This window comes from Streptosporangium subroseum, assembly GCF_900188345.1.
Classification (GTDB): Bacteria; Actinomycetota; Actinomycetes; order Streptosporangiales; family Streptosporangiaceae; genus Streptosporangium; species Streptosporangium subroseum.
Genome location: NZ_FZOD01000087.1, coordinates 1 through 16,181, shown reverse-complemented (window position 1 = coordinate 16,181; position 16,181 = coordinate 1). Strand labels below are relative to the sequence as shown.

The following is a 16,181-nucleotide window of genomic DNA, read 5'->3' as shown; positions in this document are numbered from 1 at the left end:
CGGAGAACCGGCCCGCCCTCGGGCCGCCCAGCTCCGACAGCCACCCGCCCAGGCCGGAGCATCTGACGGTCAGTGAGCGGGACGCGCGTGGCTTCGAGGCGCGCTTCGATCCGTCGTATGGGGACGGCGAGGAGTGGATTCCTCCGGCAACGACCCCAGCAGGGTGAGGGCGTCGGCGCTCGGCGAGCCCGGCTCGGCGCGGTAGACGACGAGCAGTTGCCGGTCGGCGCCGGTGACGGCGAACTTCTCGTAGTGCAGTTCGAGGTCGCCGACGAGCGGGTTGCGCAGGCGGTGCACACCCCCGCCCGGATGCGGCTTGGCGTCGTGGCGCGACCAGAGCCGGCGGAACAGGTCGCTCTTCACCGACAGTTCGCCGACCAGGTCGGTCAAGCGCGGGTCGTTGACGTCCGGACCGGCCATCACCCGCAGGGCGGCGACCAGGCTGCCGACCCGGTTCTGCCAGTCGGGCAGAGACTCCTGCGAGGTGGGGTCGAGCAGCACCGAGCGAAGAATGTTGCTGCCCGGGGTGAAGACCGGAGACAACGCCACGGCGAGACGGTTGGCCGCCAGGACGTCCTGGAACGGCCCCTGGACGTAGGCGGGAGTGTTGTGCCAGGCATCAAGCAGAGGTTGCACGCCTGGTCGGACCCGCGCTGGGCGCCGCCGCCGAGGTTCCTGCGGGGTGCCGAGCGCGTGCAGGTGCGCGGTGGCGTCCTCGTCGAGGCCGAGCGCGCGGGCGATCGCATCGAGCACCTGGGGTGAGGGACGCCGGTCGCGGCCCTGCTCGAGCCGCGTGTAGTACTCGGTGCTGATCCCGGAGAGCATGGCCAGTTCGTCCCGTCGCAGCCCCGGCACGCGCCGATGGCCGTTGTCGGGCAGCCCGACATCCTCGGGCCGGATCAGCTCGCGCCGGGCCCGCAGGTATTCGCCGATCAGGTTCACACTCCCGACCATAAGCGGGGTGGAGTCCCTTCTGGGTAGCCCTGGCAGCACCCCTCTCACCAGGGCAATGGCTGATGTGCCGGGATCCGGCGCACGCTGCTGGCATGACTTCACGAACCTGGCTCATCACCGGCGCGAACAGCGGTTTCGGCCGGCACCTCAGCGAGCAACTGCTGTCCCGCGGCGACCGCGTCGTCGGTACCTTCCGCGCCGCGGGCAGCGTCGAGGACCTGTCGGCCCGCTGGCCGGACGCCTTCCGCGCGGCCCACCTCGACGTCACCGACCCGGCCGAGATCACCGCGGTGGTCGACGAGGCCTGGGCCGCCCTGGCCCGGATCGACGTCGTGGTCAGCAATGCCGGGTACGGCCTGATGGGCGCGGCCGAGGAGTTGACCGACGAGCAGATGGCGCACCAGATCGCGACCAATCTGACCGGTTCGATCCGGCTGATCCGGGCCGCGCTGCCGCACCTGCGACGGCAGGGCGGCGGCCGGATCCTGCAACTGTCCTCGGTGGGCGGCCAGGCAGCGTGGCCGGGCGGATCCCTCTACCACGCCACGAAGTGGGGCGTCGAAGGTTTCGCGGATGCGCTGGCGGGCGAGGTGGCCCCGTTCGGCATCGGCGTCACCATCGTCGAACCGGGCGGCGCCCGCACCAACTTCCGCTACGGCGGTTCGGTGCTGGCCGACCGCATCGAGGCCTACGACGGCACGCCCGTCGCGGGAATCCGCCGCATCCTCACCGAACGCACGACCCAAGGTGTAGGCGACCCGGCCCTGATGGCCGCCGCGATGATCGCCAGCGTCGACCAGGACCCGGCACCCCGCCGCCTGGTCCTGGGCAGCGACGCCTACCAGGCCATCGAAAACGCGCTGAACACCCGACTGGCCGATGTCCGCACCCAGCGCGAGTCGGCGGAGGCGACGGACGCCCCGCTGGAGGGCGTGACCACAGGCGGCCCGGCCGACCTGGACGCTGAGAAACGCGACAGGTAGGTGCGGGCCGTCCGGCCATGCCGCAGCACAACGCCGAGTGATCCGCCGCTGACGCTGGTCTTCCTCGTGCTGACGATGACCTCCGGGCTCATGACGCCGGCAGCGGAGAGGAGCGGGGCCGCAGGACGTCACCATGGGGGATCGTCGCCTGGCTTCCGGGGCGGCCGGGCTCCCGAAGGTGCTGGGGCACCGAATACGGTGCCCTGAAAAGTCCTGGTTGGCGCAAGCCGAAAATGCGCTCTAAGATCCGCTACCGATATCAAGATCCCCTTCGAACCGCCGATCCAGGGAGCGCATGTGACGCTGCTCAGCAGGCGAAGACTTCTCCAGGCAGGTACCGCGATGGTCCCCGCGGTCGTGTTCGGCGCGCCGTCCGTGCGGGCGAGCAGCGCCCCGGCGGTGGAGGTGTCCGGGGTCGTGCCCGCCGCGCTCGCCGGGTTCGACCGGGTCCTGAAGACCTACATCACCGAGCGCGACATCTCCTGCGCTCAGCTCGCCATCGCCAAGAACGGCAAGCTCGTCCTGGCACGTGGTTACCGGTACTCCAGCGACGGCCGGACCGTCCCCGCGGTGTCGCCCACCTCGCTTTTCCGGGTCGCGAGCCTGAGCAAGCACATCACCGCCACCGCCATCATGCGCCTGGTCCAGGACGGCAAGCTCACCCTGGGCGCCTCGGTGGCGAGCCTGCTCGGCCTGTCCACCGCCGCGGATCCCCGGCTGGCCGATGTGACGGTGTGGCGGCTGCTGCAGCACACCGGCGGCTGGGACCTCGCCCTCTCGCAGGACTATCTGTATCTGGACCACGTGATCGCCGACGCGCTCGGCGTACCGTTGCCGATCACCCAGGACCACATCATCAAGTATGCGAGCAGCCGCCCGCTCGACTTCGCCCCCGGCAGCCGGTACGCCTACAGCAACTACGGTTACATGCTGCTCGGCCGGATCGTCGCGAAGGTCTCCGGCCAGAGCTACGAGTCCTACGTCAAGCAGAAGCTGCTGGCGCCCGTCGGCATCACCCGGTTGCGGCTCGGCCGTACGCTCCGCGCAGAGGCCGCGCCCGGCGAGGTGTTCTACGAGTCGCGCTACACCAGTAAAACCGTGACGAGTCCTGCGAGCTCCGTGGTGCCCACCCCGTACGGCGGCTTCAGCATGACCAACCGCGCCCCCGGCGGCGGCTGGCTGGCCTCCGCGGTGGACCTGGTCAGGTTCGCAAGGATCTTCGACGCGGCCGGTCCGGTGCTCAACGCGACCTCCATCGGCAGGATGTTCGCCAAGCCGGAGATCGGCGTCACCGCGAGCGGTTCCTGGTACGGCGCGGGCTGGTGGGTGCGCCAGGTGACCGGGCACCTCAACACCTGGCATGACGGCTCGCTGCCCGGCACCTACACCTACCTGGCCCGGCTGCAGAACGGCTTCACCTACGCCGCGCTGTTCAACCGCCGGGAGGAGAGCGGCAGCCTCGACTTCGACGTGCTGAGCCCGCAGATGAACGCCGAGATCGGCAAGGTCACCACCTGGCCCACCACCGACCTCAGCTCCCGTTACTTCTGAGCGCCCCTTTCGCCCTCGCCGGGCCGTTCACGGGTTACGGCGGGGGCGAGTCGGCCGTGCTCGCGAGCAGCGGACGCCGTCGACGGAATGGAAGCGGATGTCGTGGCCGTCGGTGTCGGCGACCACGAAGCGCAGCAGGCGAACACCCTCCTCGGTCACGGCGGCCTCGTCCCTGCTGCCCAGGGGTTCGAAGAGCTTGACGACCAGAGCGGCCGGACCCACGGGTAGTCGTCGGTGGACTGGCCCGGTCTGGAACTGGCCGACCGGCTCCAGGTGAGCGAGCGCACCCTGCGCCGAGACATCGACCGACTGCGCGAGCTGGGCTACCCGGTCGCCGCCAGCCGCGGCGTCGCCGGCGGCTACCAACTCCAATCCGGTACGGCGATGCCGCCCCTGCTGCTCGACGGCGACGAGGCCGTCGCCATCGCGGTCGGCCTGCGCACCGGCACCGGCGGTACCGTCGAGGGCATCGAGGAGACCTCGCTGCGCGCCCTGGCCAAGGTCGTCCAGGTGATGCCGCCCCGCCTGCGCCGCCGCGTCGACGCCGTGTCGACCTACACCGTCGCCCCGGCGGCGAACGGCCCCCGGGTCGGTGCGACCACCCTCACCGTGATCGCCCAGGCCTGCCGCGACGACGAACGGCTCACCTTCACCTACGCCACCCCCGCAGGCGAGCCGGTCACCCGGCTGGTGGAACCGCACCGGCTGGTCTCGCTCAAGCGCCGCTGGTATCTGGTCGCCTGGGACCTCGAGCGCGCCGACTGGCGCGTCTTCCGCCTCGACCGCCTCACCGGCCCGGCCACCACCGGAGCCCGGTTCCGCCGGCGGGAGTTGCCCGCGGCCGACGCCGCCGCGTTCGTCCAGAACCGGATCGATGCCCGCCCCACCCGCTACGACATCGTGGTCCACCTCCACGCCCCGCCCGGTGACGTCGAGCAGGTCGTCGCCGTCACCGGAGGAAGGGTCGAGCCCGTCGACGACCATGCCTGCCGCCTGCACATGAGCGTCGACGCCTTCGACTGGCCGGTCATGATCCTCGCGGCGGTGGACGCCGAGTTCGACGTCGTCCAGCCCGCCGAGTTCCGCGACTACATCCACGCCATGGGCGAGCTCTTCCTGCGCGCCGGCGGTTCGCGGCCTGGCAGGTCCGGCGCACCGAAGACGGCATCGACCCGGCCGCCGCGACAGCCGCCCGACTGGCCGTCGACGGCTGGTGAGCCGTCAGGCTGCTCGGACTGAGCGAACCGGGGCCGGAACTGCACGAGCGGACTCGCCGCTATCTCATGGAGGCAATCGACCGTGCTGCGCATCACCAAGGCGTTGATGCTGGTGACCGACCTCGGCTTCAAGGCCTATTTCACCATCACCGGCCTGGGCCTGATCCCCCTGGAGTGGGCGTTCGCCGACTGCGCCGACCGGCTGCTGGCCAGACTGAACCGTGACGGGGCCGGCGATGTCGGGCAATAACCTATGATTCTGTCGCGATCTGAGTGGTGTGGGGGTGAATGGTGGGGCGCGAGCTGGAGATCGACCAAGTGTCGTTGACCGGTGCCGTGCTGCGCATGCGGGAGCCGGTCGATCTGTTCGGGCAGCACGCGGACGCGTTGCTGCAGGCCGTCGCCGGCGGCGAACGCTCGGCGTGGGGGATCGGCGTCATCGGCATGGCCATGGATCAGGTCAATGAGAGGCTCAGCCAGGCATGCGGTCACCTTCACTCCAATCTCTGCGAGATCGGTACGAGCATCCAGGCGATGGCCGACCAGGCACATGCCGCCGAACTCGCCGACGTCGCCGCCATCCGTGCGGTCGGTCAGAATCTGGATCCCCCCACGCGGTGGCGTTCGGTGTGAGCCGTTCATCTCGGCTGGAGTCGGCCAGGAGTACGACGGCCGGGTCGCGTGGGTAGCGGGCGAGAGCCGGCCGGATGGCGGTGATGCTTCCGGCCGAGCTGGAGTTCGCGTTCGGGATGCTGGGTGTGCCATGGCCCACCGAGAACGAAGACGGACTGCGCACGATCGCCGCCGCTTACCGGTCCTGTGCCACCGGGCTCACCACCGACGTCGTCCAGGACACGCACGACGCCATCAGGTTCGTCACCGCGAACAATGTCGGCGACCACATCGACGCGCTCGCCTCGTTCTGGGCCGGCTACCACAGTGATGGCGACGATTCCGGACACCTGTCCAGCCTTGCCACCACCCTGCACGCTCTGGCCGACAGCCACGATTTGGCGGCCACCCTCGTCGAGGCCCTCAAAATCGCCCTCATCGCCGTAGCCGGCGTCGTGGCCGCCGTCCTGGTGTGGGCTGCCGTGGCGGCCACCGTCACCGCCGGTATGGCCGTTGTTCAGGCGCGTACGACCATAACCGGCTCGCGGGTGTTCGCCCAGCGCTCCGTGGCCGTCTTCCGACGCGAACTCGAACGATTCTTCAGCAGGACCCTGATCCGAGGCGTCGAGGCCCGCCTCCGCCGTATCCTCGACGCCAAGGCCCCCAATCAACTGCGGATGCGATTCGGCCGCCCGGATCCGCTGAGGGCGGCGGCCAACCGGACCGTCAACGTCAAAGCGATCACCCCCGCTCCGGTGTGGCGCACTGACCGGCTCATCCTCAGGCGTGCCGACGACCGCCACCCCGATGAGGTCTTCGGTACGGGCTTCCACCCGCGCAACCCCGGCAACACCGATCTGGAATCCCATCTGCGGTTCGAGCAGTCGGCGTTCGTCGGTACCAGCCGGCTGGACAATCCGATGGACATATTCCCCATGCGATATCTCTACGACGTGGACGCGCCGGGCGGGATCGACATCGTCGAGACCATGGGCAGCGCCCTTCGCACCGGGCACCAGCTGGAGGTGGCGTTCCCCGGAGGGATCGAAGGACGATTCATCAGAGGGGCACGCCCTTACGACGCCGCGACGGAGAAGTTCGGGGACTACGTGAACAACCCCCACTACCGTCCTTGACCTTCGTCACCGGCGCCTCGCGAATCAGGAACCGATGAGGGCTCCGCGGCTTCTCCGGTGCTCCCGCGGGCCGGCTTGGTGAGGAGTCCACGACGCCTCCCCGATGCAACGGTTCGCAGTGGTGGTCAACCGTCAGGCAACTGCCGGGAAAACACGGCACACCGGGCGGTGGATCGGGCGGGGCGCGCCCGGAGGGTGCGCCCCGCGCCGGGGTGGATCAGAGCTCGCCGCTCTCGATCGCCTGCTTGAGGGCCGTCTGGTTCACCTCGTGGGAGGCGGTGCCGTTCGCGACGACAAAGTCGATCAGCGAGGTGTCCGCGTCGAAGGTGAGATTTTCGGTGACCTCGGTCTTTCCGCCGGGCCTCTTCTCGAAGACGATTTTCTGGTGCGTGACGACGTTGGGCAGCGACCAGGTGTCCGTCTCATAGAAGAACTTGTCGCGGTTGATGCGCTGCTGTGCGTGCGTGTTGCTGACGACGATCGCACCCTCGTACGGGATCTCCTCGACCGCGGTGAAGTTGATGTAGCGCGTGCGGTTCCGGTACCAGTCCTTGTGGGTGACGACCCGCTTCAGGAACGAGTGCATGCCGACGTGGTTGTTGATATTCGAATACAACGAGAACACGCGCTCGATCGGAGCGTTGATGGTGATGGAGATGCTGCTCTTGGCCCGGCTTCGCCCCGATCCCGGACGGGGAGGGGGCGTGGAGTCGTAGAACTTGTAGGTGTCCCACGCGGTCTGCCATTCGAGGGCGAGCTGGGCGTCGCCCTCGGGGGTGTCGGCGTGAGCGGGGCTGGAGAGGGTGGCGAGAACGAAGGTCGCGGCGAACAGCTGAGCCGCAAGGAGCCGGAGAAGCTTCACGTATACCTCAAGAAGAGACAGGCAGCAGGTGCGAGTGATCTTCTATCGCATATAGCCATGATTTAGGAAATTCCGCGCCGAAGAGTCCCAAAACACTTTTTGTCTTCTCTATCCCATTTGATCCTTTTAATCGCTTATCTAATGTTTTAGTCCATTTGGGATATGTGGAACGCTGCAAGGCGCTTATGCGGCGGTGTTGCGATGACGGCGATGGCTCGTCGCCCAAGTCTCGTCCGGACGGCCGGATTCCCGTAGGGTCGAGATCATGAGCGACCAGGAGGGTCCGTTCTTCGCCCGGGCGCGCGCCGCCGCGGGCGCGCTCTTCTTCGACGAGGACGACCGGGTCATGATCGTCCAACCGTCCTACAAGCCACAGCGGGACATCCCCGGGGGATGCGTGGAGCCGGGGGAGACGCCGTACGAGGCCTGTGTGCGAGAGATCGGCGAGGAGCTGGGCATCCGGCCGCCGATCGGACGCCTTCTCGTGGCCGACTGGGTGCCCGGTCCGGACGTGGGGGACATCGTCCTGTTCGTCTTCGACGGCGGCGTGCTCGACGTGGAGACGCTCGGGGCGATCACCTTCGCCGACAACGAACTGACCGCCTTCGCCTTTCACGCGGTCGAGGATGTGGACGGTCTTCTGGCCGAGCGCCTGGCCCGCCGGGTCAGAGCCGCCGCGACCGCCCGCAAGCTGGGCGAGACCGTCTACCTGGAGCACGGCCAGGCGCTCCGGACCGGGTGACGACGACCGCCGGACGAGCTCGGGAAGGCTGCCGAGTGCTGACCGTCAGGGCAGGTACGGCGGGGCGACGCCCCAGCCCCAGTGGGGAACGGGAGCCTGCCGGATCGGGTCGGCGCCGGGCCGGGAGTTCTCCACCGCCAGGCGGGTGCCCCACTCGATGTAGCCGGCGAAGGCCGCACGGAACTCCGGATCGCCGGGGAGGCCCACCTCGTCGGCCGCGTCCAGCAGCAGGCTCACCCAGCGGCGGCGCTGCGGCTCGCCGATCGCCCTGCCGAGGTGCTTGGAGAGCATGTGCGGGTAACCACCGCGCTCGTCCGTGTAGCGGGAAGGTCCGCCGAAGACCTCTGACAACCACATGGCCACGTAGCGCGGGTGGTCGGAGTTCATGTGGGCGAAGAGCGGCTTGAGCAGGTCGTCCGTCACGACGTGCTCGTAGAACCGCTCGGTCAACCGCTCAAGGGCCTCGGCTCCACCGGCCCACTCGTAGAGCGTCGGGATCGAGCCGCCCTGGCCGTGGACGGCGGTGGGACGGTAGTGGCGCATCTCCTCGATGTACGGCACGTACGGCCGGATCTCGGCGAAAAAGAGTGCGAAGTTCTCACTCTTCCGGAACCCCTCCAGGTGGTCGTGCACCGAGGTCCAGGTGATTCGCAGGATGTGGCAGGAAGGCTCCTCCTCGCACCGGGCGAGCTCGTAGTCCACGCACTGCGGGGCGGCGCGGAGACAGGCGGCGGCTCGTGTGTAGGCGGCCTCGAACGTGTCGTGCCGATCTTCGGGAACGCGGTAGCGGATGTATTCGACGGTCACACGGATCTCCGGCTTTAAGGGGTTCGACGCGAATCAACGTAATCTTGTAATCAAGGATTGGCAAGGTTTTGGGAGAGCGTACGCCGGTCATGTCACGGAGGCCTGTGCGCGGGCGACGCTGATTTGCGAGGAACCTCTACCAGGCAAGGCGATGTGTTCATGGTCAGAGAGCGGCAGATCTTGGCGTGTTCGGGAGTGCTCAATCCGCCCGAGGATTTTCCTCCGGAGCGGGTGGGCGTTCAGATATGGCAGGCGATGCGGCTCACCGGTGTGCCCAGGCCGCGTATGTGTCTCATCGCCACCGCGGTGGGTGACTCCCGCGAATACATCGATCACTGGTATGCGCGGGCCGGGTCCTTCGGGGACGCCGACCTGTCACACCTGGAGCTGTTCGTCCGGCCGAACGTGGCCGACGTCCGGGCTCATCTGCTGGCTCAGGATGTGATCTTCGTGTCGGGCGGCAGCGTGGTGAACCTGCTGGCGGTGTGGCGTGCGCATCGGCTTGACGCGATCTTGCGGGAGTGCTGGGAGGCGGGGGTGGTGCTGGCCGGGCAGAGCGCGGGCAGCCTCTGCTGGCATCTGGGCGGAGTGACCGACTCCTTCGGCGACGACCTCGGCGCCGTCGACAACGGGCTGGGCCTCCTGCCGTTCAGCAACGGGGTCCACGACGACCTGGGCGACCAGCCTCGGCGCCGGCGTTTTCGCGAGCTCGTCGGCAAGGGCGATCTCCCCTCGGGCTACGCGACCGAGGACGGCGTCGCCCTGCACTACGTAGGCACCCGGCTCCACGAGGTCCTCGGCGTCCTTCCGGATCGGCACGCGTGGTTCGTCGAATCCGATGGCGCGGGGCAGCACCGGGAGAAAGTCCTTCCCGCTCGTCACTGGCTGCCCTGAGACCGGCCGTCGGCGATTTCCGGACCTCCCGCGAGCGCCGCTCGCTCGCCCGCGAGGCCGGCGGTCAGGCCTGTACGGGGCCGCGTCGCAGCCGCGGAACGAGCAGGACGGCGCCGGCGGCCAGGCCCACCGCCGCGAACACCCACCAGGTGCGATGGAAGTCGTCCAGAGCCGTGGCCGGGGTGGAGGCGCCCAGGACGGCGACGAAGACGCTGATGCCGAGTACGGCGCCCAGCTGCCTGAAACTGGAGTTGACGGCCGAGCCGATGGCGTAGTGGGCCGCCGGCAGCGACTCGACGGCGGCACCGGACTGGACGGGGAGCGTCAGTCCGATGCCGAGTCCGATGAGCAGGGTCCAGGGCAGCCAGTGGGTCGCCCACTGCGGAGACCCGCCGACCATGAGCGCGAACGCCGCCGAACCGGCGGCCCAGAAGACGGCTCCGGCGATCAGCACGGGACGGTAGCCGATGCGGTCGGCCAGCTTGCTGGCCGACCGGGCGACCAGGGTGACCACCAGGGGGCCGGGGGCGCTCGCGAGCGCGGCGATCAGGACCGAGTAGTGCCACACGGTCTGCAGGAAGATGATGTTGCCGAGCAGCATCCCGTAGAACGCGGTGGCGAACAGCAGGGTGGCGGCGTTGGTCAGGCGGAACTGCCGGACCTTGAACAGCGCGAGGTCCATCACCGGGTGTGCGGCGACCGCGGAGCGCCACAGGAAGGCGGGAAGCAACACCGCGGCGAGGACGAACGCGCCGATCACCCGGGGGTCGGACCAGCCCCAGGCCGGGCCCTCGATGATGGCGAGGCTGAGGAGCGCGGGAACGGCGGCGACCAGCACGACCCCGATCGGGTCGGGGATGCCGGTGGCGTGCGGGTCACGGGACTCCCGCAGCAGGCGCACGCCGAAGGCGATGACGATCGCGCAGATCGGGACGTTAACCAGGAAGATCCACCGCCACGAGGCGTACTCGGTGAGCAGTGCGCCCAGGGTCGGGCCGAGGGCCGCCGCCGCCGCGCCCATCGCCCCCCAGGTGCCGACCGCGACGTGGCGCCTGCCGGCCGGGAACTCGGGCAGGACCAGGGCCAGGGAGGTCGGGACCACGAGAGCCGCGAAGACGGCCTGCAGAGCCCGGCCGGCGATGAGCACCCCGGCATCCGGGGCGAGGCCGCACAGCGCGCTCATCACGGCGAAGCCGGTCAGCCCGATCAGGAACATGCGCTTGCGGCCGTACCTGTCGGCCAGGCGGCCCGCCGGGATCAGCATGGCCGCGAAGACCAGGCTGTAGGCGTTCAGCACCCACGCGAGGTGCCCGATCGTCGTGTGGAAGCTGCGGCTGATCGTCTCGAACGCGACGTTCACGATCGTGGTGTCCAGGAACACCACGAACACCCCGAGGCTGCCCAGGGCCAGCACCCGCAGTCCGTGGCGTCTCGTCGCCGATGCCTCGGCGGGGCTCGGTATCGCGGTCCGCACGCCGGACGGCGTCGCTCCGTGTGCCGTGCCGGCCGGTGCCGGCTCTGGGATGGACATGAAAGGCCCTCGTCACATCGTGTGTTGTGATTTCCAACTTACCTGGTGGACGCTAACAGGAGTGCGTAGGAAAAGACAACCGACTACTCTGATGTGATGGAGAAGAACGAAGGACCCGGCGGAACGTCCGTTATGGCGAACCAGCCCGTCGGCGTCAGGCCCTGCTCGCTCGCCGCCTCGCTGGACGTCCTGGGTGAGCGATGGTCGCTGCTGGCAATCAGGGAGATGGGGTACGGCGTCCACCGCTTCGGGCAGATCGCCGGTTTCACCGGTGCGTCGCGCGACATCCTCGCCGACCGGTTGCGCAAGCTCGAAGGCTCCGGAGTGGTCGAACGGCGGCAGTACAGCGAGCACCCTCCGCGCTACGAGTACCACCTCACCGAAGCGGGCCGGGAGTTGTTTCCGGTGCTGCTCTCCCTGTTTCAGTGGGGCGACAAGTGGGTGGTGCGAGAGCCCGCGCTGATGTTCCGGCACGACTGCGGGCACCGTCTGGACGTCGACCACGTCTGCCACCACTGCGGGCGCGCCCTGGCCCGCGAAGACATCGAGGCGGTGCCGTCACGCCGCGGATAGACACCAGGCCCCGGTGGGTCACCTTCTGGTCTTGGACGCAGTGCGGCCGGCCCCAGAGGGTCTGCCCCTCGCGCAACGCCGCGAGATCCTCGGCCGGTGGTTTGGGGAGCACGATGACGTCGCACTCCGCGAGAAGCCGTTCCCGGGGAAGCAACCTGGCGACGTGCGGCTCCAGTTGCTTGTCGGAGAGCCCGAAGCGCTCGTCGTACACATCCGCCGTAGCGCCCTGCCGGAAACCCCGCGGAGGGAGCCGGCGGCGTTCCGGGGCGGGAAGATCCCGACCCGGGAACGATCAGGCCCGTTCCTGACGGGGGAAGACCACCTCGCGGAGGATGAGCAGGATGGCCGCGACCAGCGGGATGCCCAGCAGCGCGCCCAGCACGCCGAGCAGCGCACCGCCGAGCAGGGCGCCGACGATCGTGGCGAGTGGAGGAACGTCCACCGAGCTCTTCATCACGCTCGGCGCGATCCAGTAGTTCTCGATCTGCTGGTAGATGGTGAAGAAGACGAGGCAGACGATGCCGACGGTGGGTGAGACGAAAAAGCCGACCAGGGAGGCGACTCCTGCCCCGATGAAGGCGCCGACCAGCGGGATGAGGTCGGTCAGGGCCACGAGGAGGGCGAGGGCCAGGGCGTAGGGCACCTTCATGAAGGTCAGGAAGAAGAAGGTCGTCACGCCGGCGATCAGCGAGATGATCAGGTTTCCGGCGACGTAGCCGCCGATGCTGTCGATGATCTGGTCGCCGAGCAGGCTGGCACGGGTCCGGCGGGACCGGGGGACCAGGCGGTAGGCCAGCTTCTTGAGCGAGTTCAGCGAGCCCAGGAAGTAGAGCGTCAGGACCAGGACCGTCAGCGAGTTGAAGACCGCCCCGATGACGACCGACCCGATGCCGAGCACCCCGCCGAACATCTGGGTGCCGAAGTCGCCGCTCGTCACGTACTGCTGGAGCTTGGTCAGCAGCTGGAAACGCTGGTCCAGGTCGCGGATCGTCGGGTTGTTCTGCAGTTCCTGGACGTACTGCGGGAGCTTGTCCACGAACTCCGTGGACTGCGTGGTGAGCGGAGGCACCACGGCCAGGCCGAAGGCGACGAAGACCAGGATGACGCCGAGGAAGACGATGGTGATCGCGACCAGGCGCGGGAGCCTGCGTTTCTGAAGGGCCTCGACGGCCGGATTCAGGCCGATGGCGAGGAAGAGCGAGACGATGATGAGGATCAGCACCGAACTCGCGCTCATCACGGCCTGCACCAGCCACCACGCGGTGAGCACGCCGAGGGCGGCGGTGAAGCCGAACACGAAGGGGTTGCCGCTCATCGAGCGCCCCGGGCGGCCGAAGGGGAGCTTGGAAGTGGGCTCGGAGGCGGACGGGGCGTTCAACGGGAGCACGGGACCGGCGGAGCTGAGAAGCGGTTCGACCGCGGAGGGGACGGCGCCGAGGTCGTCGGCCGGGGTCGCCGGTCTGGGCGGTGAGGGGGTGCCGGTGGAGGCCGCCGGTCTGGGCGGCGATGAGGCGCCGGTCGGGGTCGTCGACCCGGATGCTGAGGAGTCGACGGTGAGGGCGCCCGAGCCGGCCGATGAGGCGCCGGTGGTGGGCGGGGACGTTGCCGGGACTTCGGGGCGGTCAACGGAGGTGGGCTCGGGCACTTTCACTCACTGCCCACGATGAAACGGAATAATCAGCCACACGTAGCGTCGAGAACCCTCTGGGCCCGTGGCTGTACGGCCGCGCTGAGAAGCATCTCGGCCCGAGATCATACGGCTGCGCTGGGAATCGCCCCGGTCTGCGACCATACGGCTGTACCGGATGTCTTCATCATCCCCTCAACGTACCGGCTCTGTTGGAAAGAGGGGGGAAAGCCTGGAGAAGACTGGAAAGGACATGGCTTCAGGCGATGTTGACGTACTGGCGTGGCCGCAGGGCGTGGTTTCTCAGCGCGGCCAGGGCGGCCGATCGGCCCGCGGGGGTGAGCTTGCCCTCCACCCGGAGCCCGAAGGCGTCCAGGCGCCGCCCCAGCTCGGCCAGCGAGGCGTCGACCTCCAGGGTCTGCCACTCCGCACAGTCGATCACCGCGGTGACGCGGTCACGGTCGAGGGGCGAGTCGTCGGCGAGCAGCATCAGCGCCACCTCTCTGGCCGAGGCCCGGAATCCGTTCTCCCCCGACGCCGGGGCCAGCAGCGCGGCGGCCGCGGCCTCCCAGAGCAGGTCGGGGTCGTCGAGCAGGAGTTTGCCCGCGGGAGTGGTCACCAGCCGCCTTCCGGCCTGGGCCAGCGCGTTCATCTGTCCCTGGGCCACCTCGCGGGCCGCCGCCAGCTCGGTGCCGCTCCAGGTGCTCTCGGCGAGCACGGACCGGGCGAGGTTGTGCCGCTGGGTCAGCGCGATCCCTCCGGGCCGGCAGCCCATGGCCAGCAGCCAGCGCAACGCCTCCAGATGGTCTTCGTCCGGAGCCGGGATGGGAGCGTGCAGGCGCACCTCGAAGGGCTGGGCGAGCTCGCGCCAGGCGGTGCCCCGGCCGAGGACCCAGCGGTTCAGCCGCTCGCCCTGGACCCGGTGGAGCCAGTTGTCGCCGCCTAACTCGGCGCGGGGCGTGGTCAGCCAGTGGCGGGTGAGGGTCTCCCGTTCAGGGGAACCGGGAGCGAGCTCTCCGGAGACGATGGCCAGCTCCAGCGCGGCCGAGCAGGCGCCGTGGGCGCCCAGCTCCTCCGGGCCCATGATCGAGCTCCACCGCAGCTCCGGCACGTCGGGAGGGAACACCCCCGTGGCCTCGAGGGCGCTCTGGTAGGCGGCCATCCCGGCGCTCTCGCCGAGGCGGCTGTAGGTGCGGAGGATCTGCGCGGTCGTGGGAGAGGAGCAGAGAGCGGCGTAGCGCTCGAGACCGCCCAGCCGCAGGAGCCGGCCGAGCGCGTGGGCGACCGCGGCGCGGTCACCACTGATCTTGGTGGGCAGGGTGTACCAGAGGAACTCGCACATGTTGAGCTCTGTGATCGTCTCCAGTGGCTCGCCACCGGTCAACCAGTCGATCGCGCTTCGGGCGTGCTCGGCGTAGTCAGGCTCGGAACGCTCCAGCTCGAAGAGGAGCGCGGCCACGTCCGGTGCAGGCATATTGCGAAGTCTGCCGTATGCGGGCCTGCCCTGACGATGAACGTGACGTAATGGATCGTGCACGCTGCCTACCCTAAGGAATCTGCTTTAAGTGGATCATAGGTGGACGGTCAGATCCAACCCTTCTTGAAAAGCATGCGCGCACTCCACTCCGCATAGGGGAGGACCTCCGCGGTGAGCACCGGGTAGAGCCACCAGAAGTTGAGAAGTGCCAGCAGTGTGAAGACGCCGACGCCCAGGGCGCCGACCATCCTCCGGACCGGTGGGGCGTCCGCGGGACCGATGATCAGTCCGGCCGCGAGCACGATCGCCAGGATCATGAACGGGACCATGGGAATCGCGTAGAACAGGAACATCGTCCGGTTGTCGGCGATCGCCCAGTAGAACCAGGGCAGCCAGCCGAAGGCGTAACTCGCCAGTACCGCTCCGGCACGCCAGTCGCGAGTGGCGACGTACCAGGCGATCATCGCGATCAGCGCGGCCAGCGCGCCGTACCAGATGACCGGGGTGCCGACCCCGAGCACGGCCTGGGAGCAGCTCTGGCCGGCCCCGCAGCCGGTCTTGGGGCTCTCGTAGAAGAACGCCACCGGGCGCAGCAGCAGCGGCCAGCTCCACGGCGTCGACTGGTAGTTGTGATGGGTCGCCAGGCCGGTGTGGAAGCTCAGGACCTGCATGTGGTAGCTCAGCCACGAGCGGATCGAGTCGAAGACGAAGAACGCCGGGCCCTGCGAGGTGGCCTGCGCCCAGTTGCGGCCCCAGCCGGCGGAGGAGACGAACCAGCCGGTCCACGAGGCCACGTAGGTGAGCGCCGGGAGGAGGCCCATCGCCAGGAGGGCGGGAGGCAGGTCCTTGGCCAGTGCCCCGCCGTACGGCCTGCGCAGCCCGACCGCCTTGCGTGCTCCGGCGTCCCACAGCAGGGACATCACGGCGAAGCCGATCAGGAAGAAGATGCCCGACCACTTGACCGCGCACGCCGCGCCTAGGCAGAGCCCGGCGGCGATCCGCCACGGCCGCAGACCCAGCCCCGGACCCTGATCGCTCAATGGCGACGACTCGTACCAGGCGACGAGCCGACCGCGAGCCCAATCCCGGTCCGCTACCAGGCAGGCGAAACCGGCCAGCACCCAGAACATCAGGAAGATGTCCAGCAGCGCCGTCCGCGACAGCACCAGGTGCAGTCCTTCCACGGACAGCAGGAGACCGGCCAGGCAGCCCAGC

17 protein-coding genes are annotated in these 16,181 nt (G+C 68.9%); 9 read left to right on the top strand and 8 right to left on the bottom strand.

Features of this window, described 5'->3' with window-relative positions:
- Nucleotides 1–69: 69 nt before the first annotated feature.
- Nucleotides 70–942 (bottom strand): helix-turn-helix domain-containing protein, encoded by an 873-nt coding sequence (locus tag CHC08_RS43495; protein WP_245878930.1) that lies wholly within the window; start codon nt 940–942, stop codon nt 70–72.
- A 104-nt stretch (nt 943–1,046) separates the two neighbouring features.
- Here CHC08_RS43495 and CHC08_RS43490 point away from each other — a divergent pair, with 104 nt between their 5' ends.
- Together CHC08_RS43490 and CHC08_RS43485 are read left to right on the top strand one after the other, a co-directional pair.
- Entirely contained in the window at nt 1,047–1,937 is an 891-nt protein-coding gene (locus tag CHC08_RS43490) for an SDR family oxidoreductase (protein WP_089213243.1), read from the top strand.
- A 297-nt stretch (nt 1,938–2,234) separates the two neighbouring features.
- Complete coding sequence (locus tag CHC08_RS43485; RefSeq protein ID WP_089213242.1) at nt 2,235–3,488, top strand: serine hydrolase domain-containing protein; 1,254 nt, start codon at nt 2,235–2,237, stop codon at nt 3,486–3,488.
- A 27-nt stretch (nt 3,489–3,515) separates the two neighbouring features.
- On the opposite strand, the gene CHC08_RS43480 is transcribed toward CHC08_RS43485, so the two are convergent.
- The gene (locus CHC08_RS43480) at nt 3,516–3,710 is read right to left on the bottom strand and encodes a hypothetical protein (RefSeq protein WP_089213241.1); all 195 of its coding nucleotides are present in this window, start codon (nt 3,708–3,710) and stop codon (nt 3,516–3,518) included.
- Nucleotides 3,711–3,722: 12 nt separating this feature from the next.
- Between CHC08_RS43480 and CHC08_RS43475 the strand changes: the two genes are divergently transcribed.
- The 4 genes from CHC08_RS43475 (at nt 3,723) to CHC08_RS43465 (ending at nt 6,453) form a co-directional block, all read left to right on the top strand.
- The gene (locus CHC08_RS43475) at nt 3,723–4,727 is read left to right on the top strand and encodes a helix-turn-helix transcriptional regulator (RefSeq protein ID WP_089213240.1); all 1,005 of its coding nucleotides are present in this window, start codon (nt 3,723–3,725) and stop codon (nt 4,725–4,727) included.
- Between the two features lie 60 nt (nt 4,728–4,787).
- The gene (locus tag CHC08_RS50280) at nt 4,788–4,955 is read left to right on the top strand and encodes a DUF5360 family protein (RefSeq protein WP_179282558.1); all 168 of its coding nucleotides are present in this window, start codon (nt 4,788–4,790) and stop codon (nt 4,953–4,955) included.
- A 38-nt stretch (nt 4,956–4,993) separates the two neighbouring features.
- On the top strand, nt 4,994–5,338 hold the full coding sequence (locus CHC08_RS43470) for a hypothetical protein (RefSeq protein ID WP_089213239.1): 345 nt from the start codon (nt 4,994–4,996) through the stop codon (nt 5,336–5,338).
- Between the two features lie 74 nt (nt 5,339–5,412).
- The gene (locus CHC08_RS43465) at nt 5,413–6,453 is read left to right on the top strand and encodes a scabin-related ADP-ribosyltransferase (RefSeq protein ID WP_089213238.1); all 1,041 of its coding nucleotides are present in this window, start codon (nt 5,413–5,415) and stop codon (nt 6,451–6,453) included.
- Nucleotides 6,454–6,670: 217 nt separating this feature from the next.
- Here CHC08_RS43465 and CHC08_RS43460 read toward each other — a convergent pair whose 3' ends face one another.
- On the bottom strand, nt 6,671–7,315 hold the full coding sequence (locus CHC08_RS43460; RefSeq protein ID WP_089213237.1) for an SRPBCC family protein: 645 nt from the start codon (nt 7,313–7,315) through the stop codon (nt 6,671–6,673).
- Between the two features lie 265 nt (nt 7,316–7,580).
- On the opposite strand from CHC08_RS43460, the gene CHC08_RS43455 reads away from it, so the two are divergent.
- Nucleotides 7,581–8,057: an NUDIX domain-containing protein gene (locus CHC08_RS43455; RefSeq protein WP_089213236.1), complete on the top strand. Its 477-nt coding sequence runs from the start codon at nt 7,581–7,583 to the stop codon at nt 8,055–8,057.
- 45 nt (nt 8,058–8,102) lie between these two features.
- On the opposite strand, the gene CHC08_RS43450 is transcribed toward CHC08_RS43455, so the two are convergent.
- Entirely contained in the window at nt 8,103–8,864 is a 762-nt protein-coding gene (locus CHC08_RS43450; RefSeq protein ID WP_089213235.1) for a group II truncated hemoglobin, read from the bottom strand.
- Nucleotides 8,865–9,023: 159 nt separating this feature from the next.
- Between CHC08_RS43450 and CHC08_RS43445 the strand changes: the two genes are divergently transcribed.
- Nucleotides 9,024–9,758: a Type 1 glutamine amidotransferase-like domain-containing protein gene (locus tag CHC08_RS43445; RefSeq protein ID WP_089213259.1), complete on the top strand. Its 735-nt coding sequence runs from the start codon at nt 9,024–9,026 to the stop codon at nt 9,756–9,758.
- Between the two features lie 64 nt (nt 9,759–9,822).
- Here the strand turns inward: CHC08_RS43445 and CHC08_RS43440 are convergent, their stop codons facing one another.
- The gene (locus CHC08_RS43440; RefSeq protein ID WP_089213234.1) at nt 9,823–11,289 is read right to left on the bottom strand and encodes an MFS transporter; all 1,467 of its coding nucleotides are present in this window, start codon (nt 11,287–11,289) and stop codon (nt 9,823–9,825) included.
- 96 nt (nt 11,290–11,385) lie between these two features.
- On the opposite strand from CHC08_RS43440, the gene CHC08_RS43435 reads away from it, so the two are divergent.
- A complete protein-coding gene (locus CHC08_RS43435) occupies nt 11,386–11,862 on the top strand; it encodes a winged helix-turn-helix transcriptional regulator (protein ID WP_245878929.1) in 477 nt (158 codons plus the stop codon).
- 292 nt (nt 11,863–12,154) lie between these two features.
- Here CHC08_RS43435 and CHC08_RS43430 read toward each other — a convergent pair whose 3' ends face one another.
- From CHC08_RS43430 to CHC08_RS43420, 3 genes are all read right to left on the bottom strand, one after another.
- Nucleotides 12,155–13,507, bottom strand: coding sequence for an AI-2E family transporter (locus CHC08_RS43430; RefSeq protein ID WP_245878928.1), 1,353 nt, complete (start codon nt 13,505–13,507; stop codon nt 12,155–12,157).
- A gap of 241 nt (nt 13,508–13,748) precedes the next feature.
- On the bottom strand, nt 13,749–14,963 hold the full coding sequence (locus CHC08_RS43425; protein WP_089213232.1) for a hypothetical protein: 1,215 nt from the start codon (nt 14,961–14,963) through the stop codon (nt 13,749–13,751).
- Nucleotides 14,964–15,073: 110 nt separating this feature from the next.
- On the bottom strand, nt 15,074–16,181 hold a 1,108-nt coding region (locus CHC08_RS43420; protein ID WP_143653614.1), incomplete at its 5' end, for a dolichyl-phosphate-mannose--protein mannosyltransferase.